Genomic DNA, 24839 nt, shown 5'->3' with positions numbered 1-24839 from the left:
TACTTACCTATTTCGTTTTTGTCCGGCTCTTTGCCGTTTTAGAACGAGATTTCGCTTTACTGGCTTTATCAGACTTAGCGCGTTTACTTTTCGCTGAATCTGCGCTCTCTGATTTATCTGGACGCTTGGTTGGCTCAACCATTGGAACGGCTTTTCCACCACGCGTGCCCGCTTTTTTACTCTTGGCTTTTGCTTGCGCTTCTACTGCCCGCTTTTTGGCCGTTTTACCTTCGCCGCGTAGCTTACGACTTGTTTCGACTAATTCAAAGTCAATTTGTCGATCATCCAGATTCACCGATAATACTTTCACTTTCACCGCATCACCCAAACGATAAATATTACCGAATGACTCACCAATCAAACGTTGACCGATAGGATCAAACTGATAATAGTCATTAGCCAAATTGGAGATGTGAACCAAACCATCGATATGTAATTCAGTGAGTCGAACAAAAAAACCAAATCCAGTCACATTGGCAATCACACCATCAAGCTCTTCACCGACATGATCTTGCATGTACTCGCACTTCAGCCAATCAGACACTTCTCGTGTTGCATCATCAGCACGGCGCTCGGTCATTGAACACTGTTGTCCATAAAAGTCCATCTCTTCAAACGAGTAGTGATAGCCTCCGGTTGGTGTCCAGCGATCTTGGGTCTGATGTTGTTCTTTCGCTATCAAATATTTGATTGCACGGTGTAAAAGTAAATCTGGATAGCGGCGGATTGGAGAAGTAAAGTGCGCATAACGTTTTAATGCCAGACCAAAGTGACCTGCGTTATGGGCGTTATAGACAGCCTGCTTCATTGAGCGCAGTAGCATGGTTTGAATCAGCTCTTTATCTGCACGCTCACCGATTTGTTTCATCAGATTGGCGTAATCGGTTGGCGATGGCTCAAGCCCACCACTCAAGTCGAGTCCTAGTTCGCCCAAGAAGTCTCTAAAGCCCATTAAACGTTCTTCACCTGGTGGCTCATGCACTCGGAACAGAGCGGCTTCCTTGGCTTTTTCGACTAGCGATGCTGAGGCAATATTGGCAAGGATCATACACTCTTCAATCAGCTTATGAGCATCGTTACGGATCACTGGCTCAATGCTTTCGATCTTACGCTGGGCATTAAAGATAAATTTGGTTTCTACCGTTTCAAATTCAATCGCACCACGTTGATCACGAGCCGTTTTCAGCACCTGATACATGTTATGTAACTGTTCAAGATGAGGCACGACCGCTTGGTAGCGCTCACGCAGTTCTTCATCACCCTGCAAAATATCGTTAACTTTGGTATAGGTTAGTCGAGCATGAGAACTCATCACCGCTTCATAATGCTGATAATCAATGAGTTTGCCGCCATCAGAGATCGTCATTTCACACACCATGCATAACCGATCGACTTGTGGGTTGAGCGAGCACAGTCCGTTAGATAAAACTTCCGGCAACATGGGGACCACTTGCGATGGGAAATACACGGAGTTACCACGATTGGTCGCCTCTTTATCCAAGGCGCTGCCAGGACGGACATAATAGCTCACGTCGGCGATGGCTACCCATAAACGCCAGCCCCCCTCTTTTCTAGCTTCACAATACACAGCATCATCAAAGTCACGGGCATCTTCCCCATCAATAGTCACCAAAGGCAATTGCCGTAAATCGACTCGACCTTGTTTGGCCTCTTCAGGGACTTCTTCTTTGAGTCCACTGACTTGCTTTAAGACTTCATCAGGCCATTCATGGGGAATTTGATGGGTGCGAATAGCGATTTGAGTCTCCATACCCGGTGCCATACTTTCACCCAGTACTTCTACAACCTTACCCATCATGCCTCGGGTACGAGTGCCACGATCGGTTACTTCAATCACCACCACATTACCCATCCGAGCGCCTTCGCGGTGTTCGGTTGGGATTAAAATATCTTTATGGATGCGCGAGTCATCCGGCACCACATACGAATAACCTTGTTCAAGGAAAAAACGCCCGACAATTTGTGCATTACGAGCTTCAAGGATACGAACCAAGCGCCCTTCTTTTCGGCCTCGTTTGTCGGTGCCAGTTGGCTGCACTAATACAAAGTCACCATGAATCAAGGTGCGCATTTGGTGGTGCGGCAGTAAAATATCGTTTTCTTTGTTTAGACCACCCTCTGGGCGAACCCAGCCATGGCCATCTTTATGACCAATAACATGGCCTTTAATCATTTCCAGTTTTTCTGGTAGGGCGTAACATTGACGACGCGTAAACACCAATTGACCATCTCGCTCCATCGCTCTGAGGCGGCGACGTAGACCTTCGTAATGATCCTCACCCGATAATTCAAGGGCGGCAAACAGATCGTTACGGTTCATGGGGACATTGGCTTTGGTTAGGAATTCTAAAATATATTCACGACTTGGGATCGGGTTATCGTAGTTATCGGCTTCGCGATCCGCAAACGGATCAGTATGGGTAGTATCAGACATAGGCAGACCTGCTTTTCTAGGAAGGTACATAAAGTATATCCTACTGTGTTCTTAAGCTTAATAGCTAATCCCAACCGGCAGAAGCGCAACAACTTTGTGTATTACGTGACCGGAATCAAGTTGTCACAATAAATAACGAAGAGTTGAATCGTGTGTATGATGACAGGATGTTGAGAGAAAGTGGTAAAGCGAGCGTTAAACGCTAAGTAGGAAATAATAAGATAGGATTGAGTATTAATAATATTCTATATCTATCACTTACTGCATGACAATCATCCAGCAAGCGACAGAATGATAGAGAAAAAAGCTAAGATAAACAAGCTTTATTTACCAGAAGCTGCCTCGGCGCTTTGCTCGAGCAATGATATTTTCTGGCATCCTCATTTCTAATCCTTGTCGCAGCAAGGTAATTCGATTATGAGTTCGCTGATCGGCAGTCACGGAATTGTATAACCAACGATAGGCATCTTCATAATCTAACGGGCTACCATGATCGCGTAATAACAGCTCAGCAAGATGAATCCGAGCATTAAGATTGCCCATCGCCGCCGCTTCACGAAGATACGGAATGGCTCGCTCTCTATCTTGCTGAACTAACGTGCCTCGCGAATAATAACGACCAAGCTGTTCTAGGGCACTGGCTAATCCTTGATGGGCAGCATTTTCCATATAATATAAGCCCAGCTCAACATCTTGTTCAACGCAAACGCCCCACGCCAGCATATCACCATATAAAAACTCGTACGCAGGCAGACTGATCCGAGTTGCACGAGCAACAATGTCCTCAACCAACTGGCAGCGATCGGCTTTCAGTCGCTCCAAGTGTTGGTTCTGTTCAATCAGTTTGATTAGCTCAGCTTCAGAATAAATCGGCACAGGCTCTTTAACATCCGCCACGTTGGCGTGACCGAAGGAAGAGTGAAATGCGAATAATATAGAAGCGGCTACCGTACGTAGCTTCATACTTGCACTCTTGGTTGAATCCGATAGCCATACTAGTATAGCGCGACAGCGCGCAAGGGCTCGGCTTGATTCTTGTATCGGCAGCCCTAGCATTCACTTTAGGATAAATTGCCTCTTTGCGGCAACTTTTTGCCACCAAGACTAAGAGTATGAAGAATGAGGCATAAAAAAAGCTGGCGAAGCGCCAGCTTTTTAAATAGAGAAATCGTCAAGCGAATCAAAAAATCACACGTTAAATGGGTGTACTTTGATGATCGTTTCGTTACGGTCTGGGCCCGTTGAAATAATATCAATTGGCACGCCCGTTAACTCTTCAATGCGTTTAATGTAATTAATCGCCGCTTGAGGTAATGATTCTATTGATGTCGCGCCAAAAGTATTTTCTGACCAACCTGGCATGGTTTCGTAAATAGGCGTCACCGCCTCGAAAGCATCTGCTGCCATTGGTGATACCTGTGCAACAGAACCATCCGGCATTTGATAACCCGTACAGATTTTTAGCTCTTCCAGTCCATCAAGTACATCTAACTTAGTTAAGCAAAAGCCAGTGACTGAGTTGATTTGAATCGCACGGCGCATAGCCACCGCATCAAACCAACCACAACGACGTTTACGACCCGTCGTCGCGCCAAATTCATGACCTTTAGTACCTAAGTGGTTACCTACTTCATCATCCAATTCTGTTGGGAATGGACCCGCACCAACACGAGTACAGTAGGCTTTTGCAATACCTAAGATATAACCTAGATGACGAGGACCAAAGCCTGAACCAGCAGCCACACCACCAGCGGTCGTGTTAGAAGACGTTACATAAGGATAAGTACCGTGGTCAATATCCAACAGCGTACCTTGTGCACCTTCAAACATGATCTTGTCGCCACGCTTGCGGGCTGCATCCAATTCATCCGTCACATCGATGACCATAGAGGTCAACAATTCAGCGTATCCTTGAACTTGAGCTAAGACGTCGTCATAGCTCACTGGATCTACTTTATAAAAATGCTCTAGCTGGAAGTTATGGAATTCCATGACTTCTTTAAGTTTTTCAGCAAAGGAAACCATGTTGAACAAATCGCCAACACGCAGACCACGACGCGCCACTTTATCTTCATAAGCAGGACCAATGCCGCGACCTGTGGTACCAATGGCTTTTTTGCCACGAGCCAGTTCACGCGCTTGATCAAGAGCGATATGATAAGGAAGAATCAAAGGACAAGCTTCAGAAATAAACAGACGCTCCTTAACAGGAATGCCACGCTCTTCAAGCGGTGTCATCTCTTTGATTAATGCATCGGGTGACAGAACCACGCCATTACCAATGATGCATTTTACGTTGTTGCGGAGAATACCGGACGGAATTAAGTGAAGAACGGTTTTTTCACCGTCGATGACTAGAGTATGTCCAGCGTTATGGCCACCTTGATAGCGAACCACATATTTGGCATCTTCTGTTAAAAGGTCAACTATCTTGCCTTTACCTTCGTCACCCCACTGGGTGCCTAGAACGACTACGTTATTTCCCATCTTTCCAAGTCTGATTGCTAGTTAAAAAAGGATTCTAGCACCGAATCCTTCGACTTGCAGTTATTTTTTAAACGCGTGGCAATTGCCACGCGCCAGTAGTGAGACACTGATGAAAATCAACCTGACACTCAGAAGGCATCTCCGCGTTTATTCATCAGCATAAATTTTTACCGAACAAACCCCATCACGATCAATCGCCGCGCGATACATGCCGGAACTGTTCATCGCAAAGTGAATGTGGCCCTGTTGATCAATAGCGATCAATCCGCCCTCTCCTCCCACTTGCTTGAGTTCACCTTGAATGACCGTCTCACAGGCGGTGACGAGGTCTTGTTGCAGATACCGCATTCGAGCGGCGACTTCTCCCGCTACCTGATAGCGAATAAAATATTCACCCACTCCAGTGGCTGAGATAGCCACATTACCATTTTCAGCCAGCGTACCTGCGCCAATGATCGGCGAATCCCCGACGCGTCCATAGCGCTTGTTGCTGATGCCACCTGTACTGGTCGCCGCCGCCAAATTACCCTGTTGATCGAGCGCAACCGCACCCACGGTGCCATATTTCTTATCATCTGGATAAACCGATTCAGATAACGCCGTTTGATCACTGGCTTTCATGGCTAATAATTGCTCATAACGTCGCTCAGTAAAAAAATAGTCCTGTTCGGTATACGTATGCCCCTGCGCAAAAGCAAAGGCTTCTGCGCCTTCCCCAATCAAAAATACATGCTCACTGTGCAACAGCACATCTCTCGCCAGAACAACCGGATTTTTGATGTGTTTTACCCCAGCAATCGCGCCAACGCGCCGTTGTTGACCATCCATCACCGCGGCATCCATCTCAACCATTTCTTGATGAGTCAAGACGGAGCCTTTGCCAGCATTAAACAACGGCGAATCTTCAAGTAAAGTAACAGCAGCGACAACCGCATCTAGCGCATCGCCGCCTTGCTCTAAGTGCTGATGTCCCGCGCGCACCGCCGCCTCTAAGGTTTGGGTTATTTCTTGCTGCAGTGAAGCGCTCATCTGCTCACGCAAGATAGTGCCAGCTCCGCCATGAATGGCGATTGCAAAAGGTGATTTCATCGTAGAGTTCCTTTAAAAAAAGCGCTAACCGCAGAACAGTTAACGCTTTCAATATCGACAAACTTACACGATTTCCGAATACCAATCGGTCTTAGCCGCTCGTTTCCATCGTAATAAGTTATCTTTGGCTATCGATTAATGAGAGCCGCAGCTACCGCCACCACAGCAGCCTTCTTTTTCTTGTCCATGATGGTGATGACCTTCGCCACCGCAGCAACCATCGTGATCGTGGTCATGCCCATGGTCGTGACCACAGCCACCAGCATGATGAATGTGACCATGCTCAAGCTCTTCAGCTGTCGCTTCACGTAGCGCAATCACTTCAACATCAAACGTCAAGGTCTGGCCGGCTAACATGTGGTTACCATCAACCACCACTTCATCACCATCGACTTCGGTGATCTCAACAGGGATAGGACCTTGATCGGTATCAGCTAAGAAACGCATACCGACTTCCAACTCATCCACACCTTGGAAAACATCCGCAGGAACACGTTGTACTAGCGCATCACTGTGTTCACCGTAAGCATCTTCTGGTGCGACAGTAGCGCTAAATTTATCACCGATAACTTTACCTTCTAGCTCACGCTCAAGACCAGTGATTAGGTTGTTGTGACCATGTAGATACTCCAGTGGGGCTTCCACTGTTGATTGGTCTACGACCACGCCATCTTCCATTTTTACTTGGTAGGCAATGCTCACAACCATGTTTTTTTCAATTTTCATAACGGCTCCAAGGAGGTTGGTTTTGTTTTGCTCATCTCAGATTAAGAGAGATGAGCAATATTATGAAGATTATACACTGAAACTCAATTATTCTGGTTTAAAAATCCCAATCATTTGCTCAGTAGCATGTTGGCTTTTTTCTACCGATTGCGGTTTACGTTGCTCTGCGTAATCACATTCTACACACTCAACCAGCTCAATATTATTCTCTATCCACCAGCGCAGTGTGTCTTGTGTTTTACAATTTGGGCAACTGGCTCCAGCAATAAAACGTTTTTTTGTGCTCACTATTTCGTCCTACGTTTTTCCCAATAATCACGAGCTTGACGATCATTTGCCATCTCTCGTCCAAAAATCTCTTCCAGCTCTTTACGAGCCGCTTTAGTCCGTAACGTTAAGTTTTTATCATCACTGTGCTGCGGCAATAATTCTTTAAGCATCGTGACATCCAACCGCCGAAAGTGCGCTTCTGCTCGTTTCGCTTGATAAGGGTGCATGCCTAATTGCACAAGCACTTGGCGGCCTAAATCTAAAGCGCCAAGAAACGTCTCTCGAGAATGCCCTGCGATACCGTGGCTTAATAATTGATAGGCCTCTACCCGACTTCGCGCCCGTGCTAAGATTTTTAATTGTGGGAAGTGCTGTTGACACAAAGTCACAATCCGCATCACTTCATCGGGTTCATCGGTACAGATCACTATCGCCTCTGCCTGTGCAGCCCCCGCAGAGCGCAACAGTTCAAGGTGGGTCGCATCGCCATAAAACACCTTATAACCATATTTACGCAGCAGTTTAATTTGGCTGGCATCACTCTCTAATACGGTAATTTTAATCTTATTGGCGTACATTAATCGGCCAACGATCTGTCCAAAGCGGCCAAAACCAGCGATGATCACTTGCGGAGTTTGATGGCCAATCGTGTTGTCAGGCTCCTCTTCAGGGCTATTTAACGTCTGGCTATAATAGAAGGTTTGGAGTTTGAGCAATAATGGGGTCGTCATCATCGAGACACTGATCACTAAAACCAGCAACGCTGACTGACTAGCCGTGAATAATTGCCCCTCCGTCGCGGCCGTCAAAATGACAAAACCAATTTCTCCGCCTTGACTCAAAATCAACGCGCTGCGACTGCGTGCTTTCGAACGCACTTTAGCTAGACGCGCTAAACCATACATGATCGCCATTTTGACACTGATTAGCCCGATCACCAGCAGACTGACCAACCACCACTCCTGCCACAGTAAGGCGATATTAACCGACATGCCCACGGCGATAAAAAATAGCCCCAACAGTAAGCCTTTAAAAGGCTCAATGGCTGTACTTAACTCATGACGAAACTCACTTTCCGCAAGCAGCATACCTGCCAGAAAAGCCCCTAAGGCCATCGACAAACCCAGCTTTTCCATCAATAAGGCAATCGCAATCACCAACAACAGTGAGGCTACGGTAAATAGCTCGCGCACCTGGCTATTCACCACCCACCGAAATAAAGGCTGCAATAGGAAATGCCCAGCCATTAATAGCCCTGCTACCCCTGCCAACATCCACATTAATGGTAAGCTGTCACCCGTTGTTTGGCCGGCAAAAATGGCCACTAAAGCGAGCGTTGGAATAACCGCTAAATCTTGAAACAGCGACACGGCAAATACCGTGCGTCCCGTATCACTTAAGGTTAACCGCATTTCATCAATGGTACGTAGCGCTATTGCCGTCGATGATTGAGCAAGAATCAACCCAACCGTGATACTCACTGGCCAAGAGAAACCGTACATCCATAAACCGCTCGCGAGCACGCTACTGGTGATTAACATCTGTGACCCACCTTGCCCAAGGATCGGTCCTTTCATTTGCCACAATCGCTTAGGGTTTAGCTCTAAGCCAATCAAAAATAGCAGCAGTACCACACCAAATTCGGCAAAGTTCAAAATCGCATTAACATCAGTGATAAGCTTAAAACCCCAAGGACCAATCACAATCCCAGCGAGTAAATAGCCCAAAATAGCCCCAAGCCCTAAACGTTGAGCAATCGGTACTGCGACCACGGCAGCCGTCAAAAAAATCACCGAACTGGACAGCCAATCAGTCATCATGACGTAACCCTTCTAGCCAAGCGACATATTGATCAGCATGTTGCCTACGTTCAGCATCACTGATGTGCCTTGCCCAATACATCACTAACGGATCAATCCAGCGCATACGACATAACGCGGCGGTTAATTCAAAAGGTTGTAGAATTGCACTCAATGGATAACGATTGTATCCCTCAGCACTAAAAGCCTCTCGATGCCCACCGGTCGTGATCACGCTTCGCCAACACTTACCTTGCAGCGCACTTTCTGGTCCAAAGGCAAAACCTTTACCGAGCACTTTATCAATCCACTCTTTTAATAATGCAGGACACGAATACATGTACAACGGGTGTTGAAAGACAATCACATCAACTTCCAGTAAACGTTGATGCTCTTGATTCACATCGATAAAAAAATCGGGATAGGTCGCGTACAGATCAAGCACTTCAACATGAGGCAAAGCGATAATTCGTTCAATCAGCAGACGATTAGCCAGCGAGTGATCAGGGTCGGGGTGAGCGTAAATAACCAATACCTTGGGTCGATCGGCGGTGCCCACTTGATGATGGGAGGATGCGTTCTCTTTATCCTTATCCTTGGTCATTCCTTGATTCTCTTTAATAGATGCGAACGGTCGATAGAGCAACCAACGGATTTCCTTATCGTAAGCGGCTCAACAGTAACACAAATTGTAGCCTTAAAGCCGACCAAGCGATAGCCGAGCATGTAACGAGCCAATGTCGCTAAACGATAGAGAACAGCCTAGGAAGACCATCAACGAATCGGTATAATCATCGACATTGATCAAGATTACTCCTACTATTCGCGGCGACATACACGGCTAACTAGACACGACTCTTTATGATTATCTTCTCTGACATTCAATTACTCCGTGGCGGAAAACCGCTGCTTGATAAAACCTCAGCCACTATTCATCCCGGCGATAAAGTCGGTTTAGTCGGTAAAAACGGCTGTGGTAAATCAACACTATTTGCATTAATGAAAGAGGAGTTATCGATTGATGCCGGCTCATTTAATCAACCGGCTCACTGGGAGTTGGCTTGGGTTGCCCAAGAAACGCCCGCTTTAGAGCGACAAGCTTTAGAATACGTGATTGATGGTGATCGAGAATATCGTCGCTTAGAACAACAACTCCGTGAAGCAGAACAGCAAGATAATGGCACCCGTGTTGCCGAATTGCATGGTCATATTGAAACCATTGGTGGTTACAGCATTCAAGCGCGCGCTGCCGAACTGCTGGATGGTTTAGGTTTCAGTCAACAACAAATGAGTTGGAATTTAACCCAATTTTCTGGTGGCTGGCGCATGCGTCTTAACCTTGCCCAAGCGCTGATCTGTCGCTCTGATTTATTGCTCCTCGACGAGCCCACTAACCACCTCGATTTAGATGCAGTGATGTGGCTTGAGCGTTGGCTACAAAGCTATCCTGGTACGCTACTGTTGATCTCTCACGATCGCGATTTTCTTGACCCGATCGTCAATCGAATTATTCATATTGAAAATCAACAGCTCAATGAGTACACCGGTAACTACTCATCGTTTGAAGTGCAACGCGCGCAAAAGCTAATGCAGCAACAAGCGCAATATCAAAAACAGCAAAAGCAGATGGCACATATGCAAAGCTACATTGATCGCTTTCGCTATAAAGCCTCAAAAGCGCGCCAAGCACAAAGCCGAATTAAAGCACTGGAAAAAATGGAGCAAGTTTTACCAGCGCAATTTGATAACCCGTTTAGCTTTGAGTTTCGTCAACCTGCCGCCTTGCCTAATCCGATTTTAATGATGGATAACGTGGCCGCCGGATATGACGATCGGCTGATCCTCGAAAAGATTCGTCTTAACTTAGTCCCGGGTAGCCGAATTGGTTTGCTAGGTCGTAATGGCGCGGGTAAATCAACATTAATTAAACTGCTCTCCAGTGAACTGAAACCGCAAAGTGGCGATCTCACTTACTCTCAAGGCGTGAAAATCGGCTACTTTGCCCAGCATCAGTTGGAAACATTACACCCACAAGAAACGCCGTTGCAGCACATGATGCAAATTGCCCCTGATAAAACCGAACTTGAGCTGCGCAATTATTTAGGCAGTTTTGGTTTTCAGGGTGAAAAAGCGCTAGAAAAAGTGGCCCCTTTCTCCGGTGGCGAAAAAGCCCGTTTGGTGCTGGCGCTGATTGTGTGGCAAAAACCTAATCTGTTGTTGTTGGACGAACCCACCAACCATTTAGATTTAGACATGCGCCAAGCACTAACCTTTGCCTTACAAAGCTTTGAGGGCGCAATGGTTATCGTCAGTCATGACCGCTACCTATTACGCGCGACCACTGACGAGCTGTACTTAGTGCATGATCAGCAAGTCGCTCCTTTTGATGGTGACTTAACCGATTACTACAAATGGCTAACCGATCAGCAGAAAATGGCCCGCAAAGAAGCCCAAGCGACTCAGCCAGTCAAAGACAGCACCAACAGTGCTGCGGCGAAAAAAGAGCAAAAACGTCGCGAAGCTGATTTTCGTAAACAAACCGCGCCAATTCGCAAAAAATTGACACAGTTAGAAGAGAAAATGGATAAATTGAATGCCATTCTCGCCCAAGCCGAGTTAAATCTCTCTGAGGCCACTTTGTATGACGCAGAGAACAAAGCCCAATTAACCGAAGTGATTGCTAATCAAGCCTCAGCAAAAAGCGCGCTTGAGCAAGTAGAAAGTGATTGGATGGCCGAGCAAGAACATCTTGAACAACTGGAACAGGAATTCACTCAGTAATGATCCCAACGCACGCTCATTCATCATTAACGTTAGAAGGCTTATGGCAATTTAGCCTCGACTATTATGCGGTTAATGAAGTGAAAGAAGCGTGCTTGTGTCTGCAAAACCAGTTTCAGGGGAATGTTAATTTACTATTGCTGCTCAAGTGGTTAGATGAACAACAACTCAGTATTAACGACTCAGAATGGCCACGCTTATTGGCGTGTTTAAGTCATTCAGAAAGCTTAGTTCACTCTTTTCGTGAGTTGCGCCGTAAACTAAAGTCTCACCTATCAGAAACACTGTACCGTGAAGCGCTACAGTTTGAATTGCGGTTAGAAAAACAGCAACAAGCAGAGCTGATCGGCTGCGTACAGGGATTCCGATTATCCCCGACCAAAGACCTAGCGTTGACTGAGCGCTACTGTCGACAACTTGGCGCTGAGCATTTGATCTCTCTATTCTCTACCCCGGTAAAACCAACATGATGCTCATAAAGAATTGAGGCTTTTTATGTCGCCGTTTACTGCCGCGAAGGGATTAACCAATCCACATTTACAAACCCTACTACCGCGCTTAATTCGTCGAGCGGCTTGCTTTACGCCGGTTTGGCAAACCTTAACCACGCCAGATAACGATTTTCTTGATTTAGCATGGAGTGAACCAGCCCTCCCCTGTGTCGATAAACCCATTTTTGTCTTATTTCACGGTTTAGAAGGCAGTTTTTATAGCCCTTATGCTAATGGCTTAATGGATGCGTTTGCTCGACATGGTTGGCTATCGGTGATGATGCATTTTCGAGGCTGCAGCGGAAAACCCAACCGCTTAGCTCGAGCTTACCATTCGGGTGAAACGGAAGACGCGCGTTTCGTACTTGAATACCTACGCGCACAATTCCCTCAGCGTACCATCATTGCGACTGGAGTCTCTTTAGGCGGTAATATGCTGGTCAACTATTTGGCGCGCTATCGGGATGATCCGATTGTCGATGCGGCAACCATCATTTCCGCACCACTGGATTTAGCAGCGTGTTCGCAACGTATTGAACAGGGCTTTTCAAAAATTTATCGCCGTTATTTACTCTCATCATTAAAAAATAATGCGTTAAGAAAAGCCCCATTGCTACAAAATGAGCTAGGTTTAACCACGCAATCCATTCGTCAAGTAAGCAAGCTCTATCAATTTGATGATTTGATCACCGCACCGCTACACGGCTTTAAAGATGCGCAAGAGTACTATCAACAATGCTCAGGACTCATGAAATTAGGCGCGATTACTATCCCTACGCTGATCATTCATGCTGCCGATGATCCGTTTATGACTGAAGCAGTGATCCCGCGCGGTCCTTTAAACCCACAGATTAACTACCAATTATTTGAACACGGTGGCCATGTTGGTTTTTTAGCTGGCAGCTTACGTCAACCTAGGTTCTGGCTTGAGCAGGCTTTGCCGAGTTACTACGCTAATTGGCGACAGAAATAAAAATTAGCGTCATTTAGCGTCATATGGCAGCAAAATATCGTAAAACAGAGATTATCAGTTCATAAAATCATGAGGTATTTATGATCGTTCCTTGGCAACATATCGCCAGTGACACTCTAGACAATTTAATTCGTGAGTTTGTATTACGCGAAGGCACTGACTACGGTGAAAGTGAAATCAGCTTACAAGACAAAATCGATCAAGTCATCGCTCAACTGCGCAGTGGGCAAGCGATGATCGTCTATTCTGAGTTACACGAAACGATCGATATCAAAAGTACCGCACGCTGACGGTAAAAATCGGCGTTTTCTGCTGCGTTTTTTCCATGATATAGTGAAACCAGCCATGGGCTTTGCCCCTCAAGGATCAACAGACAAGGTATGTCATGTCAGCAAAACACCCCATTATTGCGGTCACCGGTTCATCAGGCGCTGGTACAACGACCACATCAGAAGCTTTCCGCAAAATGTTCAATATGATGAACATTAAACCCGCTTGGGTGGAAGGTGATAGCTTCCACCGCTTCACTCGTCCAGAAATGGATATTGAAATTCGTAAAGCAAGAGAACAAGGTCGACATATTAGCTACTTCGGTCCGCAAGCGAATGACTTCCCTGCTCTGCAGGATTTTTTCCGCCAATATGGCAAAACGGGCGCAGGACAAATTCGTCGTTATCTGCATACTTTTGATGAAGCCGTCCCCTATAATCAGATGCCTGGTACCTTCACACCTTGGCAGCAGTTGCCTGATGATACCAATGTCTTATTTTATGAAGGCTTACATGGCGGAGTGGTCGATGGTGACATTAATGTCGCGCAACATGTCGATTTTTTGATTGGCATGGTTCCAATTGTCAATTTGGAATGGATCCAAAAATACGTGCGCGATACTCGTGACCGCGGCCATTCTCGTGAAGCCGTCATGGATTCTATCGTTCGCTCAATGGACGATTATCTGAATTACATTACCCCTCAGTTTTCGCGTACGCACATTAACTTTCAACGAGTGCCTACGGTCGACACCTCAAATCCTCTCAATGCGAAAGGCATCCCGAGTTTAGATGAAAGCTTTGTGGTGATCCGTTTACGCGGAATAAAGAATGTCGATTATCCCTATTTACTGGCAATGATTGATGGCTCGTTTATGTCGCGTCACAACACGATTGTGGTTCCTGGCGGCAAAATGGGCTTTGCTATGGAACTTATCGTGCAACCCTTACTCCAGCAATTAATTGAATCCGGAAAAATTGGTTGAGATTGCCTTATCTTGACCTGATGAGTAAGAAATTCGCATAATCGGTCAGGCTACGGTCTTATTAACACGATTACTTTTCATACCGTGATCATGTGCACGTTTTTGCGTAAAATATCCATGGTTTGATACGATTAAAATCAAGAAATCGCGTTCGAAAAAGGATACTATTCCTTACCGAACACAAGATAGCTTGCAGCCATTAGGAAGTCCTCTTATTCTAGTTAATCCATTAAGGCTTCGCTAAAATATACGGACAGCAGCGAGCGTACCCTGCAGAGGAAGTGAGATATTATGGTTCTAGGTAAACCTCAAACCGACCCAACACTAGAGTGGTTCCTTTCACATTGTCATATTCATAAGTACCCTTCAAAAAGCACGCTGATCCATGCGGGCGAAAAAGCGGAAACCTTGTACTACATTGTTAAAGGTTCTGTTGCGGTACTGATTAAAGACGAAGAAGGTAAAGAGATGATTCTTTCTTACCTTAACCAAGGTGATTTCATCGGCGAGCTTGGTCTGTTCGAAGAAGATCAAGAACGTACCGCTTGGGTTCGAGCTAAATCCCCTTGTGAAGTCGCGGAAATTTCTTTTAAGAAGTTCCGTCAATTGATTCAAGTTAACCCCGATATCCTGATGCGTCTATCAGGGCAAATGGCTCGTCGCCTACAAGTGACCAGCCAAAAAGTCGGTGATTTGGCGTTCCTTGATGTGACTGGTCGTATTGCACAAACTCTACTAAACCTAGCAAAACAACCCGATGCAATGACTCACCCTGATGGGATGCAAATCAAAATCACTCGTCAAGAAATTGGTCAAATCGTTGGTTGCTCTCGTGAAACCGTTGGCCGGATTCTGAAAATGCTTGAAGAGCAAAATCTGATATCAGCACACGGTAAAACCATCGTGGTCTACGGCACTCGTTAACCTCTGGTTTAACATGCTTAAAGCCTGAATAAGCTACTTTAGTTGACCTAAAGTAGCTTTTTTGTTGTTCATCGTTGGCTACCCGTTCCGTTTTTTACTAACGAAGATCGGTACTTTCAAAGATTTTATCTGCTGAAGCCGCCACAAAGCCGCTATACAGTTGACCGTTCGCCATCGGATAACGTTTAGCGAACTCATAAAAACCACCAGGGATCACTTCAACACCGTCGTTAAACGAGACTGGCACCTTATCAGCCATAGTCGAGGACTGTTCTAGTAATACTTCTGGTGTGCCTTTCACTTCACCGCCATTTTCATTGATAGTAAAGCCCGCCTGACGCAGATGATCATTGACCGCTTTGACCTCATTAAATGCCTTGAGCTGATTAACACTCACCGTAAAGTGATTGGCCCCATAACCATGGGCGGCTAACCACGCCGCATACTCGCTTTCTTTGGCTAAGATTTGATAATCTGCAAACGAGAGATCCCATAGACGGCCGGCGTAAAGAAAATCGACATCATCAAGGCGAGTCGTCTCGACTTGAGCCACTAACTTAGCGACTATCGCTTGTAACTCTGCTGAGCACTCTTCGACCTCCAATTCACTAATAAATACCTTAGGTTGCTTAGGATCAGGGTGCTCATAATGCTTCGCCACCAGCTTTTTGCTTTCAAACAGATAATCACCGCAAGCAACGTAGCCTAAGGCCAGAAACGGCTTGGCCAAAGTCTCTATACCCAGTGGTGCGATATTAAAAGTTCGTAAAGCAATGTGGTCATTGATCAGTGCTTCGTCTTCCTGGAGCAAATGATGGACTTTTTCTGCCGCAGGGCAAAGACGCTGAATATAGTCATTCCATAAACATTGAAAAAGCGCACTTGGCGTCATGACGCCTCCTTGTCAGTGGGTGGATAACGCCTCTCGCGATAGAGACGTTATGGGTTAAACATTATCTACACTCTTTAGCTGTGTTGACGACTTAAGGCAAAACAACCCCTGGTGATAGTGTCGCGGGTAATTCTGTCGTTTGCCCTTCCATCGACGCCATTGGGTAAGCACAGTAATCCGCGGCGTAAAACGCGCTGGGGCGTAAGTTACCTGACGCACCCGGCCCACCAAAGGGAGCATCGCCACTGGCTCCGGTAAGTTGACGGTTACGGTTAACAATTCCGGCGCGAATATGATCAATAAAATATTGCCACTCTTGATCGTCGGTCGACACTAAGCCTGCTGACAAACCAAAGCGCGTATTATTAGCCAGTGCTACAGCTTGAGGCAGTGTTTGATAACGAATGACTTGCAATAATGGGCCGAAATATTCTTCATCAGGTAAATCATTAATCGCAGTGACATCAATAATCCCTGGTGTGACGAACGCCGCTTGTTGTGCCTTCGCGGTTAATAAACTTTTTCCGCCTAACGCTTGTAAATTCGCTTGTGCCGTCAAAATAAACTCAGCGGCAGCACGTGAAATCTGTGGCCCCATAAAGGGTGCAGGATCAGCAAAAGGCTGATCAATGCGCAGCTGCTCGGTCGCTTTTAGCAACTTATCAAGCAACTTATCGCCTTTTTCGCCTTCAGGTAAATAAAGACGACGAGCGCAAGTACAACGTTGTCCCGCACTAATAAACGCTGACTGAATAATAGTGTATACCGCCGCATCAATATCGCCATAGTGCTCAGAAATCACCATCGGATTATTGCCGCCCATCTCCAGTGCTAACATTTTATCGGGTTGACCGGCAAACTGACGATGTAAGAGGTGACCAGTATTCGCACTACCAGTAAAGAGCAAGCCATCAATATTTTTTGATTGCGCGAGCGCAATACCCGTTTCTTTCGCACCTTGTACTAGGTTAAGCACACCATCGGGCAATCCCGCCGCTTGCCATAACTGCATCGCTAGCTCACCAGTCCATGGGGTTTGCTCTGAAGGTTTAAACACCACGGTATTACCAGCCAGTAAAGCAGGAACAATATGGCCATTGGGTAAATGGGCAGGAAAATTATATGGACCAAATACCGCCATTACGCCAAGGGGACGATGCCGCAATACAATCGTATTACCTGCCACCTCACGTTGCTGCTGCCCAGTACGTTCATGGTAAGCACGAATAGAAATCGCAATTTTACCAGCCATCGCCGCGGCTTCGGTGCGCGTTTCCCATAATGGTTTACCGGTTTCTTTAGCGATCACTTCAGCAATTTTTTCACTGTTGGCTTTGACCTGCTCAGCAAAAGCCAACACCACTTGCTCACGCTCAGCAAACAGGCGATTTTTCCAACTAATGAATGCCTGCCGAGCAGCCGTAATAGCTTGTTCAACTTGCTCTGCCGTTGCGCTATTACCTTGCCAAACCACTTGGTCATCGTAAGGGCTGATTGAACTCAACGCATCGCCTTGTCCAGCAATCCATTGACCTGCTATCCACTGAGTCATTGTATCTTCCTTATCTAAAAACTATTGAGCCAAAATTCGCAACCAATCCCCTTGGTCAACGTTTAATGCTTGAGCCACTTCGGGAGTAATCAACACCGTTTCTCGCTCACGGTTGTAGGCCGCTTTTTCGGCGGTAGCACGAAAATGAGTAAATGAGGTATTACACATCAAATATTGTTGGGTGCTGGAATGACGCGTGACTTCAACCCTAGCACGAACAGAATTACGTACCGATTCAATATTACGGACATCACATTCTACGGCTGGGCCGGCATCAAAAATATCGACGTAATTGCGGCAAGTAAATCCTTCGTCTTCCAATAACTTGAGGGCTGGACGAGTATTCTCGTGCACTTGACCAATCACCGCCTGAGCTTCAGGACTCAACAAGTTGATATAAATCGGCAACTTGGGCATTAAGTCAGCAATAAAGCCTTTTTTACCTATGCCAGTTAAGTAATCCGCTAAGGTAAAATCAATCGAAAAGAAGTGCTCTTGCAGCCACTGCCAAAAGGGGGAATTACCATCCGCATCAGAGACGCCTCGCATCTCAGCAAAGATGGTTTTAGAGAAACGTTCTGGATGCTCCGCCATCATTAAAAAACGACTCTTTGACATTAAGCGGCCATTCAAACCTTGGCGAAAGTGCTCTCGCAAAAATAAGCTGCAAATCTCTGAGCATCCGGTGTAGTTGTTACCAAAGGTGAGTAATTTAACGACATTGTTGACCCCAAGCTTATGTGAGGCATGGACAATCGTACTAATATGATAAGAATAAAAAGGACGATCCCAACCAACCGCCGCTTCGATCCCCGTCGTACCAGCCACCTCTCCGGTTACACTGTCTACACCGACCATTAAATAACCTTCATCCCCTGGTTGCGCTACGGACGGTTTAGCAAAGCTGTATTCTGAGTGTTCAATACGATTGGTGAGTAATTCTTGATTAACGGGCAGTGACGTAAAGCCATGACCCGATTCAATGGCACAGTCATGAAGTGCCGGATAGTCAGACGTTGCAATAGGGCGAATAACTAGCATCAATATTCCCTCCAGATGCATAGCACTAGACCAGCTTGGCCTAGCGAAGACAGCAAACACCCACCGCTATCCATGGTGGGTGTGAATAGCAGAAAGACTACACGAGTGTTGCGATCGCTTGCTCGAGTTTAGCCAATCCTTGTTCGATTTCTTGTTGAGTGATCAATAATGAAGGCGTCATACGGATCACGTTCGGTCCCGCCACCAACAGCATTAATCCATGCTCTCCAGCCGCTAATAAAATGTCTCGAGAACGGCCTTGCCACTGCTCATTGAGTGCCGCGCCAAGCAGTAAACCTTGACCACGGATTTCAGAAAACACATGGTACTTATCATTAATTTTGGTTAATCCCTCGCGAAACCAAGCTTCACGTTGCTTCACACCCGCTAAGGTTTCTGGTTGACTAACAATATCAACGACGGCCAGACCAACAGCGCACGCTAACGGGTTACCGCCATACGTTGAACCGTGGGTACCGACTTTCATATGCTCGGCAAGCTTATTAGTGGTTAACATCGCACCAATCGGGAAGCCGCCACCTAATGATTTCGCCGTACTTAAGATATCTGGCGTGACACCTAAACCTTGGTAAGCATAAAAGTGCCCCGTACGCCCATTACCAGTTTGAACTTCATCAAAAATCAGTAGCGCGTTATGCTTATCGCACAGTTCACGCACCGCCTGAACAAATTCTGGCGTTGGCGAAATAATACCGCCTTCGCCTTGCAGGGGCTCCATCATGATCGCGCAGGTGCGATCCGACATATGCGCTTGCAAAGCATCAATATCGTTATAAGGCAGGTGAGTAATATCGCCAGGTTTCGGTCCAAAACCGTCAGAGTAAGCCGCTTGCCCACCTACCGTGACAGTGAAGAAGGTTCGGCCATGGAAGCCTTGTTTAAAGGCAATGATTTCCGTTTTCTCTGGACCATAAACGTCAGCCGCATAACGACGAGCTAATTTCAGTGCCGCTTCATTGGCTTCAGCGCCTGAGTTGGCAAAAAAGACTTTGTCAGCAAAACTCAGTTCAATCAATTTATTAGCAAGTTGTAATGCTGGCTCATTAGTCATCACATTACTCAAATGCCACAATTTATTGGCTTGCTCGGTTAATGCATTAACCATGGCCGGATGGCAGTGTCCTAAGCAACTGACTGCGATACCACCAGCAAAATCGATGTACTCTCGTCCCTGCTGATCCCAAACTCGGGAGCCTTGTCCTTTTACTGGGATGAACGCCATCGGGTTATAACAAGGCACCATCACCTCATCAAATAAACCACGTTGTATCTGTTTTTCCATTGTCATTACCCATTCCTTCTTATACCGCATGCCAAGTTGCTCTGCCATTTGGCGACAAAACCTTAGCGTAAGATTTTGTATGGCATTATCACTAATACGGCATTGTATTTACAAAATATTAACCAATTCAATAGCGAAATATTCTTTTCACGACATCAATACCAGTGTACTCGATATCGCCTCTGATTATTTATGCACTAACGACTGTCTTTTATGAAGTATTTTTTACCTTCGCATGCAAAATAGAATAGATAGCCATTGTAAGGCAAGGGATTCACCAAGGAGAGAGACTATAAAGGCGCATAAAATCGCACATCACGATCAAGCGCCATTTAGACGAAAGAAATGTTAAGAAAAGTGATCAAGATCGGTAATGGTTGGCTTAACGATTTAAGAAATTGGCCAGTAGCTGATGCCCTTGCTCGGTTTTAATCGATTCAGGATGAAACTGCACCGCATCAATCGGTAACGTTCGATGTTGATAACCCATAATTTCATCGACAGAACCATCGTCTAATTCTGTCCATGCCGTGAGTTCAAAACATGCCGGTAGCGAGTGCTTTGCAACCACTAATGAGTGGTAGCGGGTGACCCTCAAGGGATTGTTTAAGCCAACGAACACACTGCGTCCATTGTGCTTAATCAGTGATGTTTTACCGTGCATGACTTGTCTGGCGCGCACCACGTGTCCACCAAACACTTGCGCGATCGCCTGATGACCAAGGCATACCCCTAATATCGGTAGCTTCCCGGCAAAATGAGTGATCGCTTGGAGAGAAATCCCCGCTTCATTCGGCGTACAAGGTCCGGGGGAAATCACTAAATGTCTCGGATTAAAGGCTTCAATCCCCTTGATGTCTATCTGATCATTACGTACGACTTTGACCTCTTTCCCTAATTCACAGAAATATTGATATAAGTTGTAGGTAAAAGAATCGTAGTTATCGATGAGAAGCAACATAATATCAGCCGTGCCAGTCAGTTGAAGAAACAGAAGGCGATATTGTGCAGCACCGTTGCAGAAAGGCAAGTGCTTTACTTGAGTCGAATAAGAGTCATCGACATTAAGGGTCTTGATGTTCCGCCGCATTGAACAATAAAAAACGATCAAATACAGCTTGTGCATGTCCACTTTGCTGGGCATCGAGTAAATACTGGTTAATACCATTGAGTAGGAATAATGCCTCCGGTAAATCACGACGGATTTGCACATGAAACTGCTTATCTCTCCCCAATAAATGAGGTGTAATTGGCCGTTCAAGCTGATAAAGACCAAGCTGAATACCACCATAAATTGGCTCAATTTCACTTAGAAACCAATCACAGCGCTGCTTTTGTAACATATCTAACGCTTGTTGGACGGTGTTTAAACGCAACGATGGCTCGCGAGATAGGCCAAAGTCCTGATAATTAAAACCATGTACACCACACAATACGCCAGAATCTTGATGATGACTGAGGAGATTATTCGAATCAGCGAGAGTAAAATAACCAAGTTGAATACGATACAGGGTGACTGAAAAGTAGCTGTATTCCGCTCTGTCATGACGATAGCTGGCATTCCACGTTAAATCACAGCGTCCATTCGCCTGAGCTAGCTCATGCTGTACCCTCGCCCACGGCATAAACAAAAGCTGATAATCCACGTTTAAGTGTTCAAGGGATTGTAATACCAATGTCGTGGCTGATCCGGTTAATGATTGAGCTTTTTCTTCATCGGTAGCGCCTTGCCAATAAGTAAAAGGTGGCCATACATTCATATTACCTACACAAACCCGTAAAGGGCTCGCAGCTAACCCATTGCTGATGATCAGCAATCCACACAATAACCACCATTTCATCGCGATCCCCTTACTGTACTACTCCCACTAAGTGTAGACCGTGTTGATTTATCTTGTAGTCGCTAGCAGACAAATAAGCCCAAAGTGAGTCATTCGCTTTGGGCTTATTCAGTGTCGTAGAATCAAGGGGGGCAGCTTATGGACGAGGCACAAATCCAACCGCTTGCTGAACATTTTTCAGTGTGAGAGCAGCGTGAGCGGAGGCTTTTTCGGCCCCGGCTTTCATGACCGCATCCAGATAGGCTCTGTCATCGCGAATACGATGGTACTCCGCTTGTACCGGAGCAAGCATCGCGACTAATGCCTCTCCAACATCCTTTTTAAAAGGACCGTACATTTCAACGCCTTGGTATTGCGCTTCAATCTCAGCAAAGGTTTTGCCTGTGGCCGCTGAATATAGGCTCATTAAATTCGAGATACCGGCTTTTTGCTCAGTATCAAAGGCGATACGCGGTGGTGTTTCGGTATCCGTTTGCGCTTTATTGATCTTCTTGATAATCGACTTGGGATCTTCCAATAACGTAATCACATTTTTACGATTATCGTCCGATTTTGACATTTTCTTAGTCGCATCTTGCAGGCTCATGACTCGTGCATTGACCTGCGGAATATACGGTTCAGGAATGGTGAAGATCGGTTGTTCTGGACTGTAAATATTGTTAAAACGTGTCGCGATATCACGCGCGAGTTCTAGGTGCTGTTTTTGATCGCTGCCCACGGGAACTTGATGCGCGCCATAGAGCAAGATATCGGCCGCCATCAATACTGGATAACCAAATAGTCCGGCATTGACATCATTGGCATAACGAGCCGATTTGTCTTTAAACTGAGTCATGCGACTGAGTTCACCCATTTGGGTATAACAATTAAGTATCCAGCCAAGTTGAGTATGTTCAGGCACATGAGATTGGACAAACAAGGTGCTTTTTTGCGGATCGACACCAACGGCAAGACAGATGGATAACGCATCAAGTGTCGCTTCATATAACGCCTTTGGATCTTGACGTACGGTAATCGCATGTAAATCAACCACACAGTACTGACAATCATAATCATCTTGCATCTGTTGCCATTGACGCAGAGCACCCAAATAGTTACCAATGCTGAGTTCACCAGATGGTTGAACACCACTCAATACGATGGGTTTGCTCATGAGTATAATTTCCTTGTGATTCAAAATAAGGGAAGGCGATACCCACACCACTGAGCATGGCTAATCGGCAGCAAATGAACCTAGCCCACGAGCATAGATAAGTTCTATGCTTGGGGTGAACGAACGTCGCCAACACCGCAATAGCTTCAAGTAGGAAGGGTATAAAACCAATAAAAAACTGCGCTTACAGTGAATAGGCGCAGTTTAGCAGTGTACTCATTGATGAGTATTTTACCAGAGGCAAGTGATAATTTTTACGCGCAAACCATAACAACATCGAGGAGTTGAACGATATCATCCGCCACCACATCAGGCTTGGCATTGGCAATTGGCTCACCGTGGTTATAACCATAGGTTAAGCCAAATGAAGCACAACCCGCATTTTGGGCCGCTAAAATGTCGTTTTTCGAATCACCGACCATCAACATTTGCTCTGCCTTCAAGTGGTGCTTTTCGAGCAACCAATTAAGGGCCATAGGATCGGGCTTTTTATGGCTAAAGGTATCGCCACCAATCACATCACTAAATAGCTCAGCTAAACCATGTTGAGCAAGAACATCAGGCACAAATTTACTCGGCTTATTGGTCACCAACGCTAAGATAAACCCCGCGCGATGCAGTTCCGCCAAGGTATGCTTTACATTCGGATAGAGGTGGCTCAATTGGTGGCCCGTTTGCGCATAATACTCATCAAATAACAAACGCGCTTGTTGATGAGTATCATTATTCAGCTCAGGGTCGATATTGAGACTTTGACTTAAACAGCGACCGATTAACACATCGGCACCATTACCGACATAGTCACGTACCTGAGATTCCGTTACCCCAGGATAGCCCAAAGCGCGCACCGCTTGATCAGCAGCAACAGCAAGATCTGGCACACTATCAAGCAGTGTCCCATCGAGATCAAACGCGATTAATTTTATTGATTGCAAAACTCTGTCCTATTTGTGCTCTCCCTACCGACGAATCACAGTCGCTTGCCGATGGACGTCATCGGCGCTCAGCGGTAAGGAATAATAACTATCTTATTAATTACGACGTTCAACACCAGCCAGTTCACTACGCATAGCATCAATCACCGCTTTATAATCTGGCTCGCCAAAAATTGCCGACCCGGCAACAAACATATCCGCGCCAGCTTGGGCGATTTCACGGATATTCTCGACCTTTACGCCCCCGTCTATTTCTAAACGAATGGAGCGACCACTTTGCGTAATACGCTCACGTACCGCACGTAGCTTATCTAACGTGTGCGGAATAAAGGACTGGCCTCCAAAACCTGGATTGACCGACATTAGGAGAATCAAATCGACTTTGTCCATAATGTAATCGAGGTGACTGAGCGGCGTGGCTGGATTCAGCACCACTCCAGCCTGACAACCATGCTCTTTGATCAGTTGCAAGGTGCGATCAACATGCTTCGAGGCTTCCACATGAAAGGTGATCATTGATGCGCCAGCGTTAGCAAAATCAGGAATAATTCGATCAACCGGCTCAACCATAAGATGCACATCGATTGGCGCGGTAATACCATAATCACGTAGCGCTTTACAAATTGGCGCACCAAAGGTCAGATTAGGTACGTAATGATTATCCATCACATCAAAGTGAATCACATCCGCTCCAGCGGCAAGCACTTTATCAACATCGTCGCCAAGGCGCGCAAAATCTGCAGAGAGAATGGATGGAGCAATAAGAAAATCTTTCATACCTGACCTCTTCGGTGATAGAACATAGCAAACAAAATATGCCCAGTATTCTAACCTAGGGGTGGCAAAGATCCTAACCGGAAGCGACGTTCACT

The 24839-nt window shown here is 46.0% G+C and carries 23 protein-coding genes; 6 read left to right on the top strand and 17 right to left on the bottom strand.

All coding sequences use genetic code 11. The features are described from left to right. Nucleotides 1-7: 7 nt before the first annotated feature. From rnr to kefG, 8 genes are all read right to left on the bottom strand, one after another. Nucleotides 8-2455 (bottom strand): ribonuclease R, encoded by a 2448-nt coding sequence (rnr, locus tag CAG58_RS12705; protein WP_004394509.1) that lies wholly within the window; start codon nucleotides 2453-2455, stop codon nucleotides 8-10. 327 nt (nucleotides 2456-2782) lie between these two features. Next, nucleotides 2783-3418, bottom strand: a complete 636-nt coding sequence (gene motX / locus CAG58_RS12700) for a flagellar protein MotX (RefSeq protein WP_040903975.1) — start codon at nucleotides 3416-3418, stop codon at nucleotides 2783-2785. A gap of 225 nt (nucleotides 3419-3643) precedes the next feature. Next, nucleotides 3644-4942, bottom strand: coding sequence for an adenylosuccinate synthase (locus CAG58_RS12695; protein ID WP_004394507.1), 1299 nt, complete (start codon nucleotides 4940-4942; stop codon nucleotides 3644-3646). Between the two features lie 147 nt (nucleotides 4943-5089). Beyond that, nucleotides 5090-6031, bottom strand: coding sequence for an isoaspartyl peptidase/L-asparaginase family protein (locus CAG58_RS12690; protein ID WP_158138951.1), 942 nt, complete (start codon nucleotides 6029-6031; stop codon nucleotides 5090-5092). 135 nt (nucleotides 6032-6166) lie between these two features. Next, nucleotides 6167-6757: a peptidylprolyl isomerase gene (gene slyD / locus CAG58_RS12685; protein WP_004394505.1), complete on the bottom strand. Its 591-nt coding sequence runs from the start codon at nucleotides 6755-6757 to the stop codon at nucleotides 6167-6169. An 87-nt stretch (nucleotides 6758-6844) separates the two neighbouring features. Next, complete coding sequence (locus tag CAG58_RS12680; RefSeq protein ID WP_004394504.1) at nucleotides 6845-7045, bottom strand: YheV family putative zinc ribbon protein; 201 nt, start codon at nucleotides 7043-7045, stop codon at nucleotides 6845-6847. Further along, the gene (gene kefB / locus CAG58_RS12675) at nucleotides 7045-8847 is read right to left on the bottom strand and encodes a glutathione-regulated potassium-efflux system protein KefB (RefSeq protein ID WP_161425688.1); all 1803 of its coding nucleotides are present in this window, start codon (nucleotides 8845-8847) and stop codon (nucleotides 7045-7047) included. The genes CAG58_RS12680 and kefB overlap by 1 nt, the downstream gene beginning before the upstream one ends. Beyond that, complete coding sequence (gene kefG, locus CAG58_RS12670) at nucleotides 8837-9430, bottom strand: glutathione-regulated potassium-efflux system ancillary protein KefG (RefSeq protein ID WP_050782705.1); 594 nt, start codon at nucleotides 9428-9430, stop codon at nucleotides 8837-8839. The genes kefB and kefG overlap by 11 nt, the downstream gene beginning before the upstream one ends. A gap of 257 nt (nucleotides 9431-9687) precedes the next feature. On the opposite strand from kefG, the gene CAG58_RS12665 reads away from it, so the two are divergent. The 6 genes from CAG58_RS12665 to crp all read left to right on the top strand — a co-directional run bounded on the left by CAG58_RS12665 (nucleotide 9688) and on the right by crp (nucleotide 15250). Beyond that, nucleotides 9688-11607 (top strand): ABC transporter ATP-binding protein, encoded by a 1920-nt coding sequence (locus CAG58_RS12665; protein WP_161425689.1) that lies wholly within the window; start codon nucleotides 9688-9690, stop codon nucleotides 11605-11607. Beyond that, nucleotides 11607-12077 carry a TIGR02444 family protein gene (locus CAG58_RS12660; protein WP_154170012.1) on the top strand — a complete coding sequence of 157 codons (471 nt, stop codon included), beginning with the start codon at nucleotides 11607-11609 and terminating at the stop codon, nucleotides 12075-12077. The genes CAG58_RS12665 and CAG58_RS12660 overlap by 1 nt, the downstream gene beginning before the upstream one ends. A 25-nt stretch (nucleotides 12078-12102) precedes the next feature. Further along, nucleotides 12103-13071 (top strand): hydrolase, encoded by a 969-nt coding sequence (locus CAG58_RS12655; RefSeq protein WP_161425690.1) that lies wholly within the window; start codon nucleotides 12103-12105, stop codon nucleotides 13069-13071. Nucleotides 13072-13151: 80 nt separating this feature from the next. Then, a complete protein-coding gene (locus CAG58_RS12650; RefSeq protein WP_004394499.1) occupies nucleotides 13152-13361 on the top strand; it encodes a YheU family protein in 210 nt (69 codons plus the stop codon). A gap of 95 nt (nucleotides 13362-13456) precedes the next feature. Further along, nucleotides 13457-14326: a phosphoribulokinase gene (locus tag CAG58_RS12645; RefSeq protein ID WP_004394498.1), complete on the top strand. Its 870-nt coding sequence runs from the start codon at nucleotides 13457-13459 to the stop codon at nucleotides 14324-14326. A 291-nt stretch (nucleotides 14327-14617) separates the two neighbouring features. Further along, complete coding sequence (gene crp, locus CAG58_RS12640; protein WP_004394497.1) at nucleotides 14618-15250, top strand: cAMP-activated global transcriptional regulator CRP; 633 nt, start codon at nucleotides 14618-14620, stop codon at nucleotides 15248-15250. A 97-nt stretch (nucleotides 15251-15347) separates the two neighbouring features. On the opposite strand, the gene CAG58_RS12635 is transcribed toward crp, so the two are convergent. From CAG58_RS12635 to rpe, 9 genes are all read right to left on the bottom strand, one after another. After that, nucleotides 15348-16142 (bottom strand): DUF1338 domain-containing protein, encoded by a 795-nt coding sequence (locus CAG58_RS12635; protein WP_161425691.1) that lies wholly within the window; start codon nucleotides 16140-16142, stop codon nucleotides 15348-15350. Between the two features lie 91 nt (nucleotides 16143-16233). Continuing rightward, complete coding sequence (astD, locus tag CAG58_RS12630) at nucleotides 16234-17694, bottom strand: succinylglutamate-semialdehyde dehydrogenase (RefSeq protein WP_161425692.1); 1461 nt, start codon at nucleotides 17692-17694, stop codon at nucleotides 16234-16236. A gap of 21 nt (nucleotides 17695-17715) precedes the next feature. Next, nucleotides 17716-18735, bottom strand: coding sequence for an arginine N-succinyltransferase (gene astA, locus CAG58_RS12625; protein ID WP_161425693.1), 1020 nt, complete (start codon nucleotides 18733-18735; stop codon nucleotides 17716-17718). Nucleotides 18736-18832: 97 nt separating this feature from the next. Continuing rightward, entirely contained in the window at nucleotides 18833-20044 is a 1212-nt protein-coding gene (locus CAG58_RS12620) for an aspartate aminotransferase family protein (protein WP_004394493.1), read from the bottom strand. A 376-nt stretch (nucleotides 20045-20420) separates the two neighbouring features. Continuing rightward, entirely contained in the window at nucleotides 20421-20999 is a 579-nt protein-coding gene (locus CAG58_RS12615) for an aminodeoxychorismate/anthranilate synthase component II (protein WP_161425694.1), read from the bottom strand. Between the two features lie 103 nt (nucleotides 21000-21102). Further along, nucleotides 21103-21879, bottom strand: coding sequence for a substrate-binding periplasmic protein (locus CAG58_RS12610; protein ID WP_161425695.1), 777 nt, complete (start codon nucleotides 21877-21879; stop codon nucleotides 21103-21105). Nucleotides 21880-22015: 136 nt separating this feature from the next. Then, a complete protein-coding gene (gene trpS, locus CAG58_RS12605) occupies nucleotides 22016-23032 on the bottom strand; it encodes a tryptophan--tRNA ligase (RefSeq protein WP_161425696.1) in 1017 nt (338 codons plus the stop codon). A gap of 254 nt (nucleotides 23033-23286) precedes the next feature. Continuing rightward, nucleotides 23287-23967 carry a phosphoglycolate phosphatase gene (locus CAG58_RS12600; RefSeq protein ID WP_004394489.1) on the bottom strand — a complete coding sequence of 227 codons (681 nt, stop codon included), beginning with the start codon at nucleotides 23965-23967 and terminating at the stop codon, nucleotides 23287-23289. 96 nt (nucleotides 23968-24063) lie between these two features. Beyond that, the gene (gene rpe / locus CAG58_RS12595) at nucleotides 24064-24744 is read right to left on the bottom strand and encodes a ribulose-phosphate 3-epimerase (RefSeq protein ID WP_004394488.1); all 681 of its coding nucleotides are present in this window, start codon (nucleotides 24742-24744) and stop codon (nucleotides 24064-24066) included. Nucleotides 24745-24839: the final 95 nt, after the last annotated feature.

Origin of the sequence: Vibrio sp. V31_P5A7T61 (assembly GCF_009904895.1) — a bacterium.
GTDB lineage: Bacteria > Pseudomonadota > Gammaproteobacteria > Enterobacterales > Vibrionaceae > Vibrio > Vibrio metschnikovii.
The sequence above is the reverse complement of the archived record's forward strand: the minus strand, read 5'-3'. Positions and strand labels throughout refer to the sequence as shown.

Coding starts and splice junctions, on each gene's coding strand:
- rnr (WP_004394509.1), bottom strand. CDS start 2,455: ATGTCTGATACTACCCATACTGATCCGTTTGCGGATCGCGAAGCCGAT.
- motX (WP_040903975.1), bottom strand. CDS start 3,418: ATGAAGCTACGTACGGTAGCCGCTTCTATATTATTCGCATTTCACTCT.
- CAG58_RS12695 (WP_004394507.1), bottom strand. CDS start 4,942: ATGGGAAATAACGTAGTCGTTCTAGGCACCCAGTGGGGTGACGAAGGT.
- CAG58_RS12690 (WP_158138951.1), bottom strand. CDS start 6,031: ATGAAATCACCTTTTGCAATCGCCATTCATGGCGGAGCTGGCACTATC.
- slyD (WP_004394505.1), bottom strand. CDS start 6,757: ATGAAAATTGAAAAAAACATGGTTGTGAGCATTGCCTACCAAGTAAAA.
- kefB (WP_161425688.1), bottom strand. CDS start 8,847: ATGATGACTGATTGGCTGTCCAGTTCGGTGATTTTTTTGACGGCTGCC.
- kefG (WP_050782705.1), bottom strand. CDS start 9,430: ATGACCAAGGATAAGGATAAAGAGAACGCATCCTCCCATCATCAAGTG.
- CAG58_RS12665 (WP_161425689.1), top strand. CDS start 9,688: ATGATTATCTTCTCTGACATTCAATTACTCCGTGGCGGAAAACCGCTG.
- CAG58_RS12660 (WP_154170012.1), top strand. CDS start 11,607: ATGATCCCAACGCACGCTCATTCATCATTAACGTTAGAAGGCTTATGG.
- CAG58_RS12655 (WP_161425690.1), top strand. CDS start 12,103: ATGTCGCCGTTTACTGCCGCGAAGGGATTAACCAATCCACATTTACAA.
- CAG58_RS12650 (WP_004394499.1), top strand. CDS start 13,152: ATGATCGTTCCTTGGCAACATATCGCCAGTGACACTCTAGACAATTTA.
- CAG58_RS12645 (WP_004394498.1), top strand. CDS start 13,457: ATGTCAGCAAAACACCCCATTATTGCGGTCACCGGTTCATCAGGCGCT.
- crp (WP_004394497.1), top strand. CDS start 14,618: ATGGTTCTAGGTAAACCTCAAACCGACCCAACACTAGAGTGGTTCCTT.
- CAG58_RS12635 (WP_161425691.1), bottom strand. CDS start 16,142: ATGACGCCAAGTGCGCTTTTTCAATGTTTATGGAATGACTATATTCAG.
- astD (WP_161425692.1), bottom strand. CDS start 17,694: ATGACTCAGTGGATAGCAGGTCAATGGATTGCTGGACAAGGCGATGCG.
- astA (WP_161425693.1), bottom strand. CDS start 18,735: ATGCTAGTTATTCGCCCTATTGCAACGTCTGACTATCCGGCACTTCAT.
- CAG58_RS12620 (WP_004394493.1), bottom strand. CDS start 20,044: ATGACAATGGAAAAACAGATACAACGTGGTTTATTTGATGAGGTGATG.
- CAG58_RS12615 (WP_161425694.1), bottom strand. CDS start 20,999: ATGTTGCTTCTCATCGATAACTACGATTCTTTTACCTACAACTTATAT.
- CAG58_RS12610 (WP_161425695.1), bottom strand. CDS start 21,879: ATGAAATGGTGGTTATTGTGTGGATTGCTGATCATCAGCAATGGGTTA.
- trpS (WP_161425696.1), bottom strand. CDS start 23,032: ATGAGCAAACCCATCGTATTGAGTGGTGTTCAACCATCTGGTGAACTC.
- rpe (WP_004394488.1), bottom strand. CDS start 24,744: ATGAAAGATTTTCTTATTGCTCCATCCATTCTCTCTGCAGATTTTGCG.